Genomic DNA, 18,019 nt, shown 5'->3' with positions numbered 1-18,019 from the left:
AGCTCAGAACGGGCTTTCCGCGATGATCGACCTGTCGACATCGGCAAGCTGTCGCTTGCCGCACAACGCCATGGTGACATCCATTTCCTTGGCGATGATCTCCAGCGCCTTGCTCACCCCATCCTTGCCCATCGCGCCGAGGCCATAGAGGAAGGGTCGGCCGATATAGGTGCCCCGGGCGCCGAGCGCCACGGCCTTCAGCACGTCCTGGCCGGAGCGGATGCCGCCATCCATATGCACTTCGATCTTGTGGCCGACGGCGTCGACGATCTTCGGCAGCATGGCGATGGAAGAATGCGCGCCGTCGAGCTGGCGACCGCCATGGTTGGAAACGACAATCGCGTCAGCGCCGGTCTTTGACGCCATCTTGGCGTCCTCGACATCAAGAATTCCCTTGATGATCAGCTTGCCGCCCCACTGCTTCTTGATCCATTCGACATCCTTCCAGGACAGCTTGGGATCGAACTGCTCATTGGTCCAGGCGCCGAGCGAGGCAAGATCGGAGACATTCTTGGCATGGCCCTGGATATTGCGGAAGGTGCGGCGCTGTGTCTGCAGCATGTTCCAGCACCAGCGCGGGCGCATGGCCATCTGAAAAAGGTGTTTCGGCGTCAACCGCGGCGGGGCGGACAGGCTGTTCCTGATATCCTTGTGACGCTGGCCGAGCAGTTGCAGGTCGGCGGTCAGAACCAGAGCCGAGCATTTGGCGGCCTTGGCCCGCTCGATCAGGTTCATCACGAAGTCCCGGTCGCGCATGACATAGAGCTGGAACCAGAAGGGGCGGGTGGTGACGGAGGCGACGTCCTCGATCGAGCAGATGCTCATGGTGGACAGCGTGAAGGGCACGCCGAATTCTTCCGCCGCCTTCGCTGCAAGCATCTCGCCATCGGCATGCTGCATGCCGGTGAGCCCGGTTGGGGCAAGCGCCACCGGCATCTTCACCTTCTCGCCGACCATGGTCGTTTCGAGTGTGCGGCCGCTCATGTCGACCAGCACGCGCTGGCGCAGCTTGATTCTGGCAAAATCGCTTTCGTTCGCGCGGTAGGTGCCCTCGGTGTAGGAGCCGCTATCGGCATAGTCGAAGAAGAGTTTCGGCACGCGTTTGCGCGCAAGGGTTTTCAGATCTGCGATTTCGAGGATCGGGGCCATGCGACAGGTTCTCCGGAAATGTCTGGTAACCGCCATATCATGACCGAAAGGCGGCTGGGAACTACGATAACGGCCAACAGGTAAAACTATTTTACCTCTTGTGTTGGTCAGAAATGCTCGCCCGAGCGGAACGGTCCGACGCGAATGCCGGCGGCGATCAGATAGGCGGTCGACCAACCAATAAGGAGGAAGCCGTTGATGCCTTCGAGTGCGGCCAGCATGCGCCATTCCGGATGCGGCACCACGTCTCCGAAGCCGACGGTGGAAAAGGTCGTGGTGGAGAAATAGAGGGCGGTCTCGAAATCGTCGACGACCCCGATCAGGCTGTATGCGGCGGCCCAGAGCCAGACCTCGGATGTCAGAACCGCAAAGACGCCGATGACGACCGTGTTCATGGCGAGCATGTGACTTCTGTGGCCATGCAGGCGAATGCGATCCGTGACCCAGGCCATGACATGGGTGACAGCCATCAGTCCGAAGGTGTGAATGACCACCGTCAGCGAAATCATCAGGGTGCCGAGGGCGAGGTTGGTCAACAGCATGGATTCCAATCCTCCCTCGGGGCTACTTCAGAGGCCGAACTGAGGCTTCGACGCCTTACCTGCCACATAGGTCTCGACCACCGAGCGGTCGTCACCGAGCGTCTGCAGCAGGAAGAGTTCTTCGGACAGCGACGTCACCGTCTCCATACGGAGGCGCATGGCGGGCGTCGCTGCGGCATTCATCACGACGATATCGGCATCCGAGCCTTCGTCCAGCGTTCCGATACGATCAGCGAGATCGAGCGCCACGGCATTGCCGAGTGTCATGTGGTAGAAGCTTTCGAGCGGGTTCAAGCGCTCGCCGAGCAATTGCTGGATCTTGTAGGCCTCGTCCATGGTCTTGAACATGGAATAGCTCGAGCCGCCGCCGATATCGGTGGCGACCGCGACCGTCACGGGTTTCTCTCTGCGCTGGATAGCCTTCAGCGGGAAGAGGCCGGAGCCGAGGAAGAGGTTGGAGGTCGGGCAATGGACCGCGACCGCGCCGCTTTCGGCCATGGCATCCGCCTCGCGCTCCGAGAGGTGGATGGCGTGGCCAAAGAGCGCCTTTTTCCGGAGCAGGCCGTAGCGGGCATAGATGTCGGTATAATCGGTGGCGTCCGGATAGAGTTCGCAGGTGTAGCGGATCTCGTCGTGGTTCTCGGACAGATGCGTCTGGATGTGCAGGTCGGGGAATTCTTCCGCCAGTTTCTGCGTCATCGCCATCTGCTCTGGCGTCGAGGTGATGGCGAAGCGCGGGGTGATGGCGACATGGTTGCGGCCCTTGCCGTGCCATTGCTCAATGACAGCACGGGTCTCATCATAACCGAGCTGCGGCGTGTCGAGTAGGCCTTGAGGGGCGTTGCGGTCCATCATCACCTTGCCGCCGATCATCAGCGTGCCGCGACGTAGGCTCTCGGCAAAGAAGGCGTCGGCAGAGGCCTTGTGTACGGAGCAATAGGCAACCGCGGTCGTGGTGCCCTGACGCAGAAACTCGTCGAAAAACTGGGTGGCGATGCGTTCTGCATGTGCCGTTTCGACGAAGCGGCATTCCTCGGGGAAGGTGTAGGTATCAAGCCATTCCAAGAGATTGGCAGCATAAGACGCGATCACCTGCATCTGCGGGAAATGCACGTGACAATCGATCAGGCCGGGTAGGATCAGATGCGGCCGGTGGTCGACTTCTTCCGCTTCCGCGCCGGCCTTCGCCTTGACGTCCGCATAGACGCCGACGGCTGCAATCTTGCCGTTGCGGACGAGCAGTGCGCCGTCTTCCTCGTAGAGATAGCTTTCGCTGTCGCCGGCATGTTGGGGGGCGCGGCGGAAGGACAAAAGGCGTCCGCGGATCAGTGTCTCAGGTGTCATCACTTGCCTTGAACCGTCGTCTCGTACCAGGCGACCAGCAACTGGCGCTCCTCGGGTGAGAGATCGGTGATGTTTCCGGGCGGCATGGCATGGCTGCGGCCGGCCTGGAGGTAGATTTCACGGGCATGGGCGGCGATCTCGCCGTCCGTTTCAAGCTTCACGTTTTTCGGTGCCCGCGCAATGCCTTCCCACACAGGTTCGGCGGCGTGGCACATCGAACAGCGTCCCTGTACGACATCGCGCACCGCTTCGAAATGGCCGTTCGCGACAAAGGTCTGTTCACGGGCAGAAAGGCTCGCCTGTTCCTCCTCGCCGGTCAGCACCTTCGGAACGGTAGACAGCCACATGATGACGATGAACAGGAGCACCGTGACCAGCCAAGTCCAGGTCGGCTTGCCCTTGCGGGCATGCGTCGTGTTGAACCAATGGCGAATGGTGACGCCCATCAGGAAGACGAGGGCTGCGATGATCCAGTTGAACTGCGTGGCGAATGCCAGCGGATAGTGGTTCGACAGCATGAAGAAGATGACGGGGAGCGTCAGGTAGTTGTTGTGTAGCGAGCGCTGCTTGGCGATCACGCCGTATTTCGGGTCGGGTGTGCGGCCGGCGATCAGGTCGGCAACGACGATCTTCTGGTTGGGGATGATGATGAAGAAGACGTTCGCCGACATGATGGTCGCAGTGAAGGCGCCTAGGTGCAGAAAAGCGGCGCGGCCGGTGAAGATCTGCGTATAGCCCCAGGCCATGGCGATCAGCACGAGATAGAGGAAGACCATCAGGCCCCAGGTGTTCTTGCCCAGCGGCGACTTGCAGAGGAGATCATAGAGGATCCAGCCGACGGCCAGCGACCCAACCGACAGGCCGATCGCCTGCCAAGGCTCGATGTCGAGGACGGTACGATCGATCAGGAAGAGATCGGCGCCGCCGTAATAGACGACAGCCAGAAGCGCAAAGCCCGAGAGCCAGGTGGCGTAGCTTTCCCATTTGAACCAGGTGAGGTGCTCCGGCATCGAGGCGGGGGCAACCAGATATTTCTGGATATGGTAGAAGCCGCCGCCATGCACCTGCCACTCCTCGCCATAGGCGCCGACGGGCAGGCCGGGACGCTTCACGAGGCCGAGATCGAGCGCGATGAAATAGAAGGACGAGCCGATCCAGGCGATCGCGGTGATCACATGCAGCCAGCGGACGGCGAAGGACAGCCATTCCCAGGCGATTGCGTATTCATACATTCGGAGTTCCCCTTGTCATCCTCCCGGCCGGACAGTGTGGAAAATATTGCGCTGCAAGGGAAGCCCTCGTGAACACGCCGAGGGCTTTGAAGCGCGATTTATGCAGAGATTCTTTTCTTGCCGAGAAGCCGGTGAAATCAGTGGGCTTTTTCCGCTTCGAGCGTGCCCAGGAGCCATGTCTCGAAGGCCTTGATCTTGGGCTGGTTGGTGCGAGTTTGCGGGTAGACGAGCCAGTAGGTGTTTTCGTCGGTCCAGCTGATGTCGAAAGGCCGAATCAGGCGGCCGGATAACAGGTCATCTTGAACATAGAAGGGGCTGAGCATTGCCACACCATGGGCGGCAAGGGCGGCACCTGCCTCGAGATCAAGGACGCCGAGAGCATCGAGCCGTCGCGCGGATTTTGCCGGCGCTTCTAGGCCCGCGAGCTGGAACCAGTAGCGCCACCGAAGGTCATCGTGGCTGATCCAGGGCAGCTTCAGAAGATCTGCCGGCTCGTTTACCCCGCCTATGGTCTCTGCAAGCTTGGGGCTGAGGATGGGCGTGTAGTCAAGCCGGATCAATTCGCGACAGGTGAGGCCAGGCCAGGGACCCTGGCCGACCCTGATGGCGACATCGGCCGTCTGCCGGTTGAAGTCCGTGAGGATCGATCCACGCAGAAGGCGGACCGCAATGTTGGGATGCTGCAACTGAAAGGCCCCAAGCGTGCGCGCCAGCCACTGCGACGCAAATGTGGGCGAGGAGTGGATTTCCAGGATCTCGTCGTCGCCACGCGCTGCACCCGCCATCGCTTCCTGCAGCAGGGAGAACGCGTCGGACACCTTTGGCAGCAGGCGTTCTGCGGTATCGGTCATTTCTATCCGGCGCGGCAGACGCAGAAAAAGCCTTTCTCCCACATGCTCCTCGAGCAGCTTGATCTGATAGCTGACCGCCGTCTGGGTCATGCCCAGTTCCTCGCCGGCCTTTGTGAAACTCGACAGTCGCGCCACCGCCTCGAAGACGCGGAGGGCATTCAACGGGAATTGGCGCGACAGCTTCATGGATAAGGCCTCTTTATGCATCGTCAGCGTAATTGAATTGGATCTGGCCGGCAACCGGCTGCATGATCGTCGCATCAGACAGAAACGAATTCATGCACGTGGAGGCAGAGATAATGTCCGCGATCGGACGGTTCATGCCCGGATCAGAGGGCATCCAACATTGGCTGCGAGAGGTCTTCTCGCCGCAGAAACGGCGCCGGCGGTTCTCGGTGGACGAGTTGCCCGAGGACCTCAGACGGGACGTGGGGCTGGAGGCAGAGAGTGATTTTCAGCGGGGAATAGAGGCGTCTCAGAGACGGTTGCTCGACCGCATGCAGCTTGGATCGATGTGAGGGGAAGACCAATCAATAGAGTAGGTTGGGAGGTGTTTTTGTCGATGTGATTCCGCTTGTTCGGATATCGCTTCAGGGGAGCAGCACACCCAGCAATTCGGCCGCGACCATGGCCGCAATCACCGCGGGGCGCTTGTCCTTCACCGCGCTGCCGCCGATCGGTAGGGTCAGGCCTTCGATGGAATCTCGCCCCACGCCCTCGCGCTCGAGAAAGGAGGCGAAGGTAGCGCGCTTGGTCTTCGAACCGATCATGCCGACATAAGCGAGGTCGGTGCGCTCAAGCGCTTCCTTCCCGATCAGAAAATCCAATGCATGGTCGTGGGTGAGGATGACGGCAGCGCCGCCTGGTTTCAACTTCGCGATCTCCGCCTCGGGCATGGCGACGCGGCGGAAGGTGATGCCTTCGGGCGGTTCGCCATCGATTTCGGGCCGCGAGTCGATGAGCGTGGCGTTCAGCGGAAGCGGGGCGAGCGCCTGCGCGAGCGCCAGCCCGACATGGCCGGCGCCGAAGACCATGACCTCAGGGAAATGTGACCGCTCCTCGGCGAGGCGTTGCAAGAGGATCTGGCTGCCGTCCTTGTCGAGCCGGGTGAACTTCAGAAGTGTCCGTCCGCCGCAGCACTGACCGATCTCCGGCCCGAGCGGCACGTCAAGGGTTGCAGCAAGCGTCTCGCCGCTGAGCAGCCTGCGCGCATGACCGATCGCCAGGAATTCCAGATACCCGCCGCCGATCGTCCCCCAAAGGGCCGTTTCCGCGACCAGCATGATCGTGCCGTTGTCGCGCGGCGTCGATCCCTTGGTCTCGGCGACCTCGACGAGGACAGCGTTTTGATGGGCGCCGAGGAATGCGCGGAGGGTGGTGAGGCTCATGATGCGGCGATCCTAGCATTTTCCGCGGGGAACTGGACAGCGCGGCTTTTGGTTTATCCGACCATGGTTTCTCTGCGCCCGTAACATGCCGACCATGTTATGGTTTCGCATCGACGACATGGGAGCTCGAATGTCCAGAACGCAGGGAACGATCATCTGGCTTCTCATTACCTGTTTTGCCGTGGCGCTCTTTCTCGTCAATCCGCTGGCAGACATTGCTGCCCGGTTCAGCCGCGATGTCATGATTGGCAGTAGCGCGCTTTATGGCACCTTGCGCGTGGCAAATTCGGTGATGAGCGTGGCGCGCGATGCCGACATCACCGGCGGCGTGGGCGTCGCATCGGTGACTGCAAGCCCGGGGCAATTGCTGCAGCCTGTCATCAACACGATTGAGCGCCTGGTCGACTTTCTCTTCGGCCTTGCGATCGTCTCCGGCGTCCTGTCGCTCGTTCTGGTGCCGGTCGCAAAGGTCGCGTCGATCGCTTTGGGGGCTTGCGCGCTGTTTTGCGCCGGGCTCACCCTTACCGCGCGTCGGGTGCCACCCATCCTTAACCGGTTGGCCAGGGCCGTTCTCGTCCTTGGCGTGCTGGGGGCGGTCCTCCTGCCTGCATCCTATACCATCGCCTTTTATGCCGGTGACGCGATCACCGACCGCGCCTGGACCAATGCGACGGACGTTCTGGATCGCATGAGCGGCCAGCATGATTTCGCTGGCATCGAGGGCGAGGTGGCGCCATCGCTTCCGACACTGTCACCGACCGACCGGATTCCACCTGCGGAGGAGGGGATGTTCGACCGCCTCGGTTCGGCCTTTACCGGGACATTGCAGGCGGCCTCCGACATGGCGGCCACCGCCGCCGCGAATGCGCAGGTCATTCAGGATGGTGTCGCGATCTCGGCCGACCTCTTCTCCGCATCGATCGGCATCGCCACGGCCTATCTGGTCAAGCTGCTGGTCCTGCCGGTGCTGATCCTCGCGGCCTTTCTTTATCTGTTGCGGGCAGCAACACGCCATTAACTAGGCGCGCTTCAGCGTTTCCACCGCCATCAGCACACGCTCCGGGGTCGCCGGTGCGTCCAGTCTCGGGCAGACGCGATAATCGGCAACGGAGGCCACAGCCATGGACAGTGCCTCCAGCACCGAGATCGCCAGCATGAAAGGCGGCTCGCCGACGGCCTTGGAGCGGCCGATGGTGGGTTCTGAGTTTTCCGACCACGGGACCAGTCTTGTGTTGAAGATCTTCGGGCGGTCGGAGGCGAGCGGGATCTTGTAGGTCGAGGGGGCGTGGGTGCGTAAGCGCCCCTTGCCGTCCCACCAGAGTTCTTCCGTCGTCAGCCAGCCCATGCCCTGGACGAAGCCGCCCTCGATCTGGCCGATGTCGATGATCGGATTGAGCGACTTGCCGACGTCATGCAGGATGTCGGTCCGATCCATCAGATATTCGCCAGTCAGCGTATCGATCGAGACTTCCGTGCAGGCAGCGCCATAGGCGTAATAGTAAAAGGGCGTGCCGCGACCAGCAGCCCGGTCCCAGTGGATCTTCGGCGTCTTGTAGAAGCCGGCGGCCGAGAGCTGGACGCGGCCGAAATAGGCCTGTTTGACGAAATCTCCGACGGAGAACAGCTGCTCACCGACGCGCACGCGGTTGGGCAGGAACTCTACCTCCGAGGCCGGGACCTCATACTTCTCGGCAGCAAAGGCGACCAGTCTCTCCTTGATCTGCCGGGCGGCATCCCAGGCGGCCATGCCGTTCAGGTCGGAGCCGGAGGAGGCGGCGGTTGCCGAGGTGTTCGGCACCTTGGCCGTGGTCGTTGCGGTAATCTTCACCGTGTCGACATCGACCTGGAAACAGTCGGCAACGACCTGGGCGACCTTGGTGTAGAGGCCCTGGCCCATTTCGGTGCCGCCATGGTTCAGATGGATCGAGCCGTCCTGATAGATATGGACGAGCGCGCCCGCCTGGTTGAAGGCGGTCATGGTGAAGGAGATGCCGAACTTGACCGGGGTGAGCGCGATGCCCTTCTTGATGACCGGGCTCGTCCTGTTGAAGTCGATGATCGCCTGCCGGCGGGCCTGGTAGTCGCAGGAGGTTTCGAGTTCCTCGACGACCTTCAGGATGATGTTGTCCTCCACCTGCTGGTGATAGGGGGTGACGTCACGCCCCGAGCCCTTCTCGCCATAGAAATTGGCCTTGCGGACCTCGAGCGGGTCCTTGCCCAGCGCATAGGCGATCTCCTCGATCACCCGCTCGGCCCCCAGCATGCCCTGCGGTCCGCCAAAGCCGCGATAGGCGGTGTTGGAGACGGTGTGGGTCTTCAAGGGCTGCGAGGTCAGCTTCACATGCGGGTAGAAATAGCTCGAATCGGCGTGGAAAAGGGCGCGGTCGGTGACCGGGCCGGAGAGATCGGAGGAGTAGCCGCAGCGGGCTGCGAAATTGGCCTCGATCGCATGGATCTTCCCGTCATGATCGAAGGCGACGTCAAAATCCATCTTGAAGTCATGGCGCTTGCCGGTGACGCCCATGTCCTCGTCACGGTCGGGGCGGAATTTGACGGCGCGCTTTAGCTTCTTGGCGGCGAGTGCGGCGAGCGCTGCAAACTGGTTGCCCTGGGTTTCCTTGCCGCCGAAGCCGCCGCCCATGCGCCGCGTGTTGACGGTGATGGCGTTGGAGGGAATGTCGAGCACATGGCTGACGATGTGCTGGATTTCCGAGGGGTGCTGGGTGGAGGACCAGACGGTCACGTCGTCGTCCTCGCCGGGGATGGCGAGCGCGATATGGCTTTCTAGGTAAAAATGCTCCTGGCCGCCGATGCGCATCGAGCTCTGGATGCGGTTGGCCGCCTTGTCGAGTTCGGTCTCGGGCGTGCCGCGCTTCAGTGTCATGCCTGGGGTCACCAGCGGGCTGCCATTCTCCAGCGCGCCGTCGATATCAGTCCAGAAGGGCAGGTCGCGATAGTCGACCTTGGCGAGGCGGGCGGCCTTTCGGGCCGCGTCGCGGGTCTCGGCGATGACGGCGAAGATGGTTTGGCCGTGGAATTCGATCTTGTCGGTGGCGATCAGCGGCTCGTCGTGGCGGCCGCCAGAGGAAACATCGTTGACGCCGGTGATGTCATCGGCCGTCAGCACGCAGACGACGCCGGGATAGGCCTTCACCGCAGAAAGATCGATCGACAGGATTTCCGCATGGGCGCGGTCCGCCATGCCGAGCGCACCATGCAACAGGCCGGCGGGTTCGGGAATGTCGTCGATATATTCGGCACTTCCGGCAACATGCTTGTGTGCTGAATCATGCTTGAGCGACTGGTGCAGCGGCCCCTTGATGTATTTGGTCGTCTCGTAGGTCGCCTTATCCATGAAGGCCTCCGTCTTTAAAAGTCGTGCCTGATGCACCCCCCTCTGTCCTGCCGTACATCTCCCCCACAGGGGGGGAGAGTGGCAAGCCGCACCCGCGCGGCCTCACCCTCCCCTTGAGGGGGAGGGTCGGAGCGTAGCTCCGGGGTGGGGTGATTGTCGTGAGTTGGGAACCAGTCTCACATGTCGAACTTGCGACCTTGGTCACCCCCACCCGCCGCTTCGCGGCGACCTTCCCCCTCGAGGGGGAGGTGGGGAGCGCGGGAACCGCGGCGATACTCAGTCGGGAGGTGGACAGGCGGCCAGCGGCCACTCGCCCCCCTTGTGGGGGAGATGTCGGCGCAGCCGACAGAGGGGGGTATGCTGGCGAGAGAGCACATAGAATCATCACGCCTCCTCCACTGCAAACCGCTGCAGTTCCTGCGGCGTGCCAGACACCTCCAGGAAAAACCGGGTCAGCAGGTTCTTCGCCGTCAGCTGGCGGTATTCCGCCGTGGCGCGCCAGTCGGTGAGCGGCTTGTAGTCGAGGTCGAAGGCCCCGCGGGCAGCTTCGACACTCGCTTGCGTGAAGGGTTTGCCGTAAAGGGCGGCCTCGACCGACCGCGCACGTTTCGGCGTCCCCGCCATGCCGCCGAAGGCGATGCGGATATGGGTGATCACTCCGTCAGCATCGGTCTCCAGATGGAAAGCGCCGCAAAGCGCGGAGATGTCCTCGTCGCGGCGCTTGGTGATCTTGTAGATGGCCACGTGGCTATCCGCCTTCGGGCGCGGCACAAACATGCTTTCGACGAATTCGCCTGGCTGGCGGTCCTGCTTGCCGTAGTCGATGAAGAAGTCTTCGAGCGGCATGGTGCGGGTGCCCGAGGCTGAGCGCAGGGTGACGGTGGCGGAGAGCGCGATCAGCGCTGGCGGTGAGTCGCCGATCGGCGAGCCGTTGGCGACATTGCCGCCGATGGTGCCCATGTTGCGAACCTGCTGGCCGCCGATGCGCTCGATCAGGCGACCGAAGGCGGGGATTTCTTGGCGCAGCACCTCGAAGGCGACATTGTAGCTAACACCGGCACCCATCGTGATGCCTTCGGATATCACTGTGATCTTCTGCAGGTCTTCCAGGTGGTTGATGAAGACGACCGGGTCCAGCACGCGCATCTGCTTTGTGACCCAGAGACCGACATCGGTCGCACCGGCGACCACGGTCGCCTCGGGATGGGCGGCCAAGGTTTTGGCGAGACCTTCGACGCTGCCGGGCACAACGAGGCGGCGGCCATCGGGGCCCGTGATCGCGATCGTTTCGCGTGTCGAGATATCTTCCAGCCGGGCGATGATCTCGGCGCGTTCGCGCTCCAGCGGGTCGAAGAGGGCAGACGGGCGGATGCGCGCGACGTGCTCGGCCGCCTTGACGATTGGCTCATAACCCGTGCAGCGACAGAGATTGCCCTGCAGGGCGCGCTCGATCTCGGCGCGGCCAGGGTTCTGCGAGGTGAGCCACAGACCGTAGAGCGACATGACGAAGCCCGGCGTGCAGAAGCCGCATTGCGAGCCATGACAGTCGACCATGGCCTGCTGCACGGGATGCAATGTGCCGTCTTTCGCCGCTAGGTGCTCGACCGTCACCACATGGGTGGCGTTCAGCGAGCCGACGAAGCGGATGCAGGCATTGACCGTCTCATACTGCAACTTGCCAGCAACGAGCCGCCCGACCAGCACGGTACAGGCGCCGCAATCGCCCTCCGCACAGCCCTCCTTGGAGCCAGTCAGCCGGCGCTTCAGGCGCAGGAAATCGAGAAGCGTCTCGGTCGGATCGAGGCTTGCAAGGGCGATGTCCTCGCCGTTCAGGATGAAACGAATGCTGTCTGCCATCTATGTCTTTTGTCCCCCTGGAGACGTCCATAATGCGGACGCCGGCGCTGCGCCGACCATGTGACCAATGGTGGGCGGCGCAGCGTTATCTTTCAAGTCTATTGTGCGGTCCAGCCACCATCGATCGAGATCGAGGTGCCGGTGATCTGGCGGGCAGCATCGCTCGCCAGGAAGATCGCGGTCTGGGCGACCTCGTCGATCGAAACGAATTCCTTGGTTGCCTGCAGGCGCAGCATGACCTCGGTCTTCACCTGTTCTTCGGTGATGCCGCGGGCCTTGGCTGTGTCCGGGATCTGCTTTTCCACAAGCGGTGTCAGCACGTAACCCGGGCAGATCGCATTGATGGTGATGCCGAACTCGGCGACTTCGAGCGCGACCGACTTCGTCAGGCCGAGAATGCCGTGCTTGGCTGCCACATAAGCGGACTTGTAGGGCGAGGCGACGAGGCCGTGGGCCGAGGCGATGTTGATGATGCGGCCTTTTTTCTTCGCCTTCATGCCGGGGACGACCGCTCGCACCGTGTGGAAGGAACTGGTCAGGTTGATCGCGATGATCTGGTCCCATTTCTCGATCGGGAAATCCTCGACCGGGGAGACATGCTGGATGCCGGCATTGTTGACGAGCACATCGACGCCGCCAAAGGTTTTCTCGGCGCTGGCGATCAGGTCGGCGATCTCGGCCGGCTTGGTCATGTCGCCGCCGTGGTAGAGCGCCTTACCACCATGCGCTTCCAGAGACTTGCGGGCCTTCTCGATTTCGGCGGCATCGCCGAAGCCGTTGATGACGACATTGGCCCCTTCAGCGGCAAAGGCACGGGCGATTCCAAGGCCGATTCCACTGGTGGAGCCGGTAATGACAACAGTTCTTTTCATATGAATGTTTCCTTCTCGACGGATGCCGATGGATCACGGGCGTGATGTTGCGCCCGCGAAGGGAAAGGTTAGTCCTAAAGGAAGTTCCGGCGCAATGACCTTTTGACGCAGCAGACGCGGCCCATCGCTGCAGAGCAATTGCGGGGAAACACACTGTTCGATGGCGGGCCCTTTTGTCTGCAGCCGCAAATCTCTATGTCTGGGCCAACACACGCAATCAGGAGTCTTCCCATGGAACTCGGACTTTACACATTTGCCGATGTCGACCCGAATGCCGCCAACAAGGGGGCCGATGCCAAGCGCCGTGTCGACGAGCTTCTGGCGGAAATCCGGCTGGCGGACGAGGTCGGTCTCGATGTCTTTGGCTTGGGCGAACATCACCGCCCTGACTATATGGCGTCTTCGCCGGCGACTATTCTTGCCGCTGCGGCCGTGCAGACGAAGAACATCCGGCTGACCAGCGCCGTTTCGGTGCTCTCCTCCGACGATCCGGTGCGCGTCTTCCAGCAATATGCCACCGTCGATCTGCTTTCGAATGGCCGCACCGAACTGATGGTCGGGCGTGGCTCGTTCATCGAGAGCTTCCCGCTCTTCGGCTATGATCTCGAAGACTATGACCTGCTGTTTGCCGAAAAGCTGCAGCTGCTCATGGAAATCCGCGAGAACGAGGTGGTGACCTGGGAAGGCCAGACCCGCAAGCCGATCGAGGGCAGGGGTGTCTATCCGCGACCGCTGCAGGATCTCCTGCCGCTGTGGATCGCGATCGGCGGCACGCCGCAGTCGGCGGCGCGTGCCGGTTATCTCGGCCTGCCGCTGGCGCTCGCCATCATCGGCGGCGAGCCGCATCGCTTTGCGCCCTTCTTCGATCTCTATCGCCAGAGCGCCGCCAAGGCCGGCGTCGATCCGTCGACGCTCAAGACCTCAATCAACGTGCATGGCTTCATCCATGACACCACGCAGTCGGCGGCTGATATCTTCTATGCGCCGCAGGCCGTGGTGATGGACCGGATCGGCCGCGAGCGCGGCTGGGGTCCGACCAACCGGGCGCAGTTCGATGCCTCGCGCGGGCCGCGCGGTGCGCTCTTCGTCGGCGATCCCGAAGCCGTTGCCGAAAAGATCGTCGCCATGCACGGCATCTTCAAGAATGACCGGTTCCTGATGCAGATGGCGATCGGGCCGATGCCGCATAAGGAACTGATGCGCGGGATCGAACTTTTCGGAGCAAAAGTCGCGCCGCTGGTTCGGAAAGCGTTGACGGAGACAGCGTCTGCCGCCTAAGGCAGCGCTTATCCCCGTCGAAGAGCCGTTGAAGGACCGCCATGATCGTCGAAACCGAAGAGGACCTGTCGCGTCTCAAGGACATCGGACGGATCTGTGCGACTGCAGTCAAGACAATGTCTGCAGCGCTCGAGCCCGGCATCACGACGCGCGAGCTCGATCTGATCGGGCGCAAGGTGCTCGAGGACAATGGCGCCCAGTCTGCGCCTGAGCTTTGCTACCAGTTTCCCGGTGCGACCTGCATCTCGGTCAATGAAGAGATCGCCCATGGCATTCCCGGCGACCGGGTGATCAAGGCCGGCGATCTCGTCAATATCGATGTGTCAGGCGAAAAGCTCGGCTATTTCGGCGATACCGGCTCGTCCTTCATCGTGCCGCCGGGCACGGCCAAGCAGGAACGGTTGCTGCGCGACGGCAAGCGGGCGCTTTGGGTGGGCTTGAACCAGGTAAAGACCGGCCGTCCGCTGGCCGATATCGGCAATTCGATCGGCGCCTTTGCCAGGAAGAACCGCTATACGCTGATCACCAATCTCGCCAGCCACGGCGTCGGCCGCTCGTTGCACGAGGAACCGACGGAGCTTTCGACCTGGCCGGATCCGGATGAGACGCGGATCATGGATGAGGGGCTGGTCTTTACCGTCGAGCCGTTTCTCTCGCTCGGCGGCCAATGGGCCGAGGACGGCGACAAGGACAACTGGACGCTCTACAGCGAGCCGCGTGCGCCCACCGTGCAGTTCGAGCACACGATCGTGGTGACCAAGAATGGTCCACTGGTGTTGACGCTCGCCGACTGAGCGTCTGTTCGATAATTCCCCTTGGCGGGCTGCAAATGGCGATTTCTGCGCTTCCGGTGCTCACGTACCAAATGTACGCTCCGCTTCGGTTCTCGAAATCACCATTTTCGCCACTCCCAGGGGAATTCTGGAACAGACTTCGCGGCGGTTAGATGGTTCGTTACTCCGACTTCGAAAAGCCGACGGCGACGCCCTTCTTCTTGAAATAGGACTGCATGATCTTGCGGCCCTGACGGTTCGACTGGGCGAGCTTGGACGGCTCGAACACCGCTTCCTTGACGCCTTCCTTCGCCATCGCAGCCTTGAGGGCGGCAATGTGAAGATCGATCTCTTCGTTGTCGTTGTTGATCGAGGTGTAGATGTTGTCGATGGCCTGCTGCAGGCTGAGATCGCTCATGGGGCACTCCTGAATAAGCTTTGCGACTTCCCTAGCGATTTTTGGGCAGGAGGCAAGAAAAGCTTGAGACCACATCACCGAACGCCAACCTTACAGACCCTTAATTTTGGCGGGGGTAATTCTGCCACAATTTGGCGATGCCATTGCTGGGCGGAACCTTCTGCCCTAGGTTCCGCCAGGTTCTACAGGACTTCTCCCACACGAAGGTTTTCCGCGTGTTTCACTCCTTCTTTCCGCAGCCCAAGCTGTTCTTCACCTCAGCCGCTGTCTGGACGCTCGTCTGCATCATCGTCTGGTATACTGTCGGCCCGCAGATCGGCGCCGCGATCGGCTTGCCGCCGCTGGCAGAAGGGCAGCAGCCGCCCGTCGGGCTGGCCTTCTTCTTCACGCCGGACAATCTCTGGTTCTACCTCTATTTCACCATCTTCGTTCTGATCTTCGGTGGTGTCTGGCAGGTCCTCGCCAAGGATCATCCCTGGACGAAATGGTCGATCTGGGGTTCGGCCTTCATCATCTTCATTGCCTATTTTAGCGTGCAGATCTCGGTCGCGGTCAACAACTGGCGCGGTCCCTTCTTCGATCTCTTCCAGAAGGCGCTCAACGGCGACGGTACGGTCACGGCCGGCCAGCTCTACGAGTTGCAGCTGCGCTTCCTCGAAATCGGCATGGTCGGCGTCACGCTTTCCGTCTTTACCGCCTTCTTCACCAACCATTACGTCTTCCGCTGGCGCAATGCGATGAACGACTATTACCTGTCGAAGTGGGACCAGTTGCGCCACATCGAAGGCGCCTCGCAGCGTGTGCAGGAAGACACGATGCGTTTTGCCAATATCCTGGAAGGCCTCGGCGTTGCGCTGATCAACTCGGTCATGACGCTGGTCGTCTTTCTGCCGATTCTGTTCCGCATGTCGGAGAATGTCACTGAACTGCCGATCATTGGGGCCGTGCCGCATGCGCTGTTCTGGCTGGCGATCTTCTGGTCGCTGTTCGGCACGGTTCTGCTGATGGTGGCCGGTATCAAGCTGCCGGGCCTGCAGTTCCGCAACCAGCGCGTCGAAGCCGCGTTCCGCAAGGAGCTGGTCTACGGCGAAGACAATGCCGAGCGTGCCCAACCGGTGACGGTGCGCGAGCTCTTCACGAACGTGCGCCGCAACTACTTCCGCATGTATTGGCACTACACCTATTTCAACGTCGCGCGCTTCACCTATGGCCAGCTCGACGCAATCTTCCTGACCTTCATCCTGATCCCGACCATCGTCGCCGGCAAGATCACCATGGGTGTCTGGCAGCAGATGGCCACCGCCTTCGGTCAGGTCACGGACAGCTTCCAGTATCTGGTCAGCTATTGGTCGACGATCATCGAACTGCTCTCGATCCACAAGCGTCTCGCCGCCTTCGAGGCCGCCATCGATGGTGCCCCGCTGCCGGCGATCGACCAGCGCTACCTTGAGCGCGAGGCAGCAGAGGGCGAGATTGCCGCAGATCGGCCCTACTGAGACCGAGACAACGCGACCAAATGACAAAGGCCGCGCCGGGAAACCGGTGCGGCCTTTGTGTTTGCGATGAAGGAAGTCGTCAGCCGAAGCTCGGCCACACCGAAACCGGCGTGGTGAAGCCCCCAGGCAGGGCGGCATAGGCTTCCGGTTGGGTGAACAGCGAAAGCCCAATGGCGACAGCGCCGATGGTGGCGGCTATCACGCAGGCGCAGGCAAGGAGGAACAGGATCTTCATGGATTTCCCCGAGATGTTTGACCGGCATATCGGGTCTCCCAGCCGGGAAGTAAATGCGTCACGCGATCACATGCCGATCACACGACGCTCACGGGGGTATCACATGGCGCCGGGTGCCGCCGCCGGATTGGTCCGGCCCTCCATCATGTCGAGCGCTTCGGCATAGGTCACGCAGGCGACATCGGGCAGGGGGCAGACCTCCGTTACCAGCCGTTCCATGGCGGCCCAGTAGGCGCCGCCGTTCATCTCGACGAAATGCAGGCCGATCTGCAGAGGAATACGATCGCCTTCGTATTGCCGGTCGAAGGCCGACCGGAAGGCCTGATAGCTGCGCTCGGCGAATTCGTCGGCCTTCGAGGGATGGTCGATGCCGGCGGAATGGCGGATGAAGAGATTGTAGTCCATGGCGATGATGCGTCGCTCTCTCGGACCTTCCGGGATCAGCGGCAGGCCAAAGCGGGCGACGCCTGCTTTTTCGACCGGTAGCGTCGGATCGTGGGTGACGATGCTTGCGTCATACCGGAAGCCGTGTTCGCGCTCGGCCTGAAACAGGCTTTCGGGTGCCGAGAGGTAAGGGGCGCGGAAACCGGTGATGTCCTGCGTGACGAAGTCCGCCCAGCCTTCCGGTTCGCGATCGGCAAGGCCGTTATCCTTCCAGGCATTTGCCAGAACCCGGTCGAAGGCCTCGAATTCCTTCAGCCAGTCCGCCTTCGTCCAGTCCTTGCCGTCGAAATGGCCGCAGGTATGGCTGGCGATCTCATGGCCTTCGCTGCGCGCCTTCCAGATGTGGTCCAGCCGGTTGCCGACTTCGTCCGCGCTCATGGCAAAGCCGATGTTCGAGCGGCCCGCCTTGATGCCCGGGGCCTTGTAGTCGCCGGCACGGGCGCGCGGGATCAGAGTGGTGCAGGAGAGGAAATAGGTAAAACGGGCATTGGCTTTTTGGCCGATCTCGCGGCTGCGCGCCCAGAGCCTGTTGTCATGCGCACCGTCAAAGGAGACGAGCAGCAGTTGTTTTGGTCTGGATTCGGCCGCGCCTTTTGCCGCAGGGACAGGCTCTCCGGCGAAAGCAATGGTCGCCGTTGCGGCAAGGGAAAAGGCAATCAGGCTACGAAACATCAAGAAATACCCGGTCATCAACAGGGTGCGTTGCCTCCCATCCAAATGCGGCGAAGCTTTGAACGCTCTGGAAATTCGATCGCTGGACCAGTAAGGCTTTGGGCAACTCGACC

Annotated in this window: 17 protein-coding genes; 5 read left to right on the top strand and 12 right to left on the bottom strand. The window is 61.6% G+C overall.

Features of this window, described 5'->3' with window-relative positions; all coding sequences use genetic code 11:
* Positions 1–3: 3 nt before the first annotated feature.
* The 5 genes from QWE_RS08725 to QWE_RS08705 all read right to left on the bottom strand — a co-directional run bounded on the left by QWE_RS08725 (position 4) and on the right by QWE_RS08705 (position 5,304).
* A complete protein-coding gene (locus QWE_RS08725) occupies positions 4–1,149 on the bottom strand; it encodes an alpha-hydroxy acid oxidase (RefSeq protein ID WP_006725745.1) in 1,146 nt (381 codons plus the stop codon).
* Positions 1,150–1,256: 107 nt separating this feature from the next.
* A complete protein-coding gene (locus QWE_RS08720; RefSeq protein ID WP_006725744.1) occupies positions 1,257–1,691 on the bottom strand; it encodes a potassium channel family protein in 435 nt (144 codons plus the stop codon).
* A gap of 27 nt (positions 1,692–1,718) precedes the next feature.
* A complete protein-coding gene (guaD, locus tag QWE_RS08715) occupies positions 1,719–3,035 on the bottom strand; it encodes a guanine deaminase (protein WP_006725743.1) in 1,317 nt (438 codons plus the stop codon).
* Positions 3,035–4,267, bottom strand: coding sequence for a urate hydroxylase PuuD (gene puuD, locus QWE_RS08710; protein ID WP_006725742.1), 1,233 nt, complete (start codon positions 4,265–4,267; stop codon positions 3,035–3,037). The genes guaD and puuD overlap by 1 nt, the downstream gene beginning before the upstream one ends.
* 137 nt (positions 4,268–4,404) lie before the next feature.
* A complete protein-coding gene (locus tag QWE_RS08705) occupies positions 4,405–5,304 on the bottom strand; it encodes a LysR substrate-binding domain-containing protein (RefSeq protein ID WP_006725741.1) in 900 nt (299 codons plus the stop codon).
* 62 nt (positions 5,305–5,366) lie between these two features.
* Between QWE_RS08705 and QWE_RS08700 the strand changes: the two genes are divergently transcribed.
* A complete protein-coding gene (locus QWE_RS08700) occupies positions 5,367–5,636 on the top strand; it encodes a hypothetical protein (protein WP_157790692.1) in 270 nt (89 codons plus the stop codon).
* Between the two features lie 72 nt (positions 5,637–5,708).
* Here the strand turns inward: QWE_RS08700 and xdhC are convergent, their stop codons facing one another.
* Positions 5,709–6,506: a xanthine dehydrogenase accessory protein XdhC gene (xdhC, locus tag QWE_RS08695; RefSeq protein ID WP_006725739.1), complete on the bottom strand. Its 798-nt coding sequence runs from the start codon at positions 6,504–6,506 to the stop codon at positions 5,709–5,711.
* A gap of 130 nt (positions 6,507–6,636) precedes the next feature.
* On the opposite strand from xdhC, the gene QWE_RS08690 reads away from it, so the two are divergent.
* On the top strand, positions 6,637–7,524 hold the full coding sequence (locus QWE_RS08690) for a hypothetical protein (protein ID WP_006725738.1): 888 nt from the start codon (positions 6,637–6,639) through the stop codon (positions 7,522–7,524).
* Here the strand turns inward: QWE_RS08690 and xdhB are convergent, their stop codons facing one another.
* From xdhB to QWE_RS08675, 3 genes are all read right to left on the bottom strand, one after another.
* Complete coding sequence (gene xdhB, locus QWE_RS08685) at positions 7,525–9,861, bottom strand: xanthine dehydrogenase molybdopterin binding subunit (RefSeq protein WP_006725737.1); 2,337 nt, start codon at positions 9,859–9,861, stop codon at positions 7,525–7,527.
* A 384-nt stretch (positions 9,862–10,245) separates the two neighbouring features.
* Positions 10,246–11,718 carry a xanthine dehydrogenase small subunit gene (gene xdhA, locus QWE_RS08680; RefSeq protein WP_006725736.1) on the bottom strand — a complete coding sequence of 491 codons (1,473 nt, stop codon included), beginning with the start codon at positions 11,716–11,718 and terminating at the stop codon, positions 10,246–10,248.
* Positions 11,719–11,816: 98 nt separating this feature from the next.
* Positions 11,817–12,590 (bottom strand): 3-hydroxybutyrate dehydrogenase, encoded by a 774-nt coding sequence (locus QWE_RS08675; RefSeq protein WP_006725735.1) that lies wholly within the window; start codon positions 12,588–12,590, stop codon positions 11,817–11,819.
* Between the two features lie 231 nt (positions 12,591–12,821).
* Between QWE_RS08675 and QWE_RS08670 the strand changes: the two genes are divergently transcribed.
* Both QWE_RS08670 and map read left to right on the top strand, forming a co-directional pair.
* Positions 12,822–13,868: an LLM class flavin-dependent oxidoreductase gene (locus QWE_RS08670; protein ID WP_006725734.1), complete on the top strand. Its 1,047-nt coding sequence runs from the start codon at positions 12,822–12,824 to the stop codon at positions 13,866–13,868.
* A gap of 41 nt (positions 13,869–13,909) precedes the next feature.
* The gene (map, locus tag QWE_RS08665; RefSeq protein WP_006725733.1) at positions 13,910–14,662 is read left to right on the top strand and encodes a type I methionyl aminopeptidase; all 753 of its coding nucleotides are present in this window, start codon (positions 13,910–13,912) and stop codon (positions 14,660–14,662) included.
* Between the two features lie 160 nt (positions 14,663–14,822).
* Here map and QWE_RS08660 read toward each other — a convergent pair whose 3' ends face one another.
* The gene (locus QWE_RS08660; RefSeq protein WP_006725732.1) at positions 14,823–15,059 is read right to left on the bottom strand and encodes a hypothetical protein; all 237 of its coding nucleotides are present in this window, start codon (positions 15,057–15,059) and stop codon (positions 14,823–14,825) included.
* A gap of 215 nt (positions 15,060–15,274) precedes the next feature.
* Between QWE_RS08660 and sbmA the strand changes: the two genes are divergently transcribed.
* Positions 15,275–16,555, top strand: a complete 1,281-nt coding sequence (sbmA, locus tag QWE_RS08655; protein ID WP_006725731.1) for a peptide antibiotic transporter SbmA — start codon at positions 15,275–15,277, stop codon at positions 16,553–16,555.
* 79 nt (positions 16,556–16,634) lie between these two features.
* Here sbmA and QWE_RS25240 read toward each other — a convergent pair whose 3' ends face one another.
* Both QWE_RS25240 and QWE_RS08650 read right to left on the bottom strand, forming a co-directional pair.
* A complete protein-coding gene (locus QWE_RS25240) occupies positions 16,635–16,790 on the bottom strand; it encodes a hypothetical protein (RefSeq protein WP_157790691.1) in 156 nt (51 codons plus the stop codon).
* Positions 16,791–16,889: 99 nt separating this feature from the next.
* The gene (locus QWE_RS08650) at positions 16,890–17,906 is read right to left on the bottom strand and encodes a polysaccharide deacetylase family protein (RefSeq protein WP_040299853.1); all 1,017 of its coding nucleotides are present in this window, start codon (positions 17,904–17,906) and stop codon (positions 16,890–16,892) included.
* Between the last annotated feature and the right edge of the window lie 113 nt (positions 17,907–18,019).

The sequence above is a fragment of the Agrobacterium albertimagni AOL15 genome (assembly GCF_000300855.1).
Taxonomy (GTDB): domain Bacteria; phylum Pseudomonadota; class Alphaproteobacteria; order Rhizobiales; family Rhizobiaceae; genus Allorhizobium; species Allorhizobium albertimagni.
This window is presented reverse-complemented; position numbering and strand designations above follow the sequence as displayed.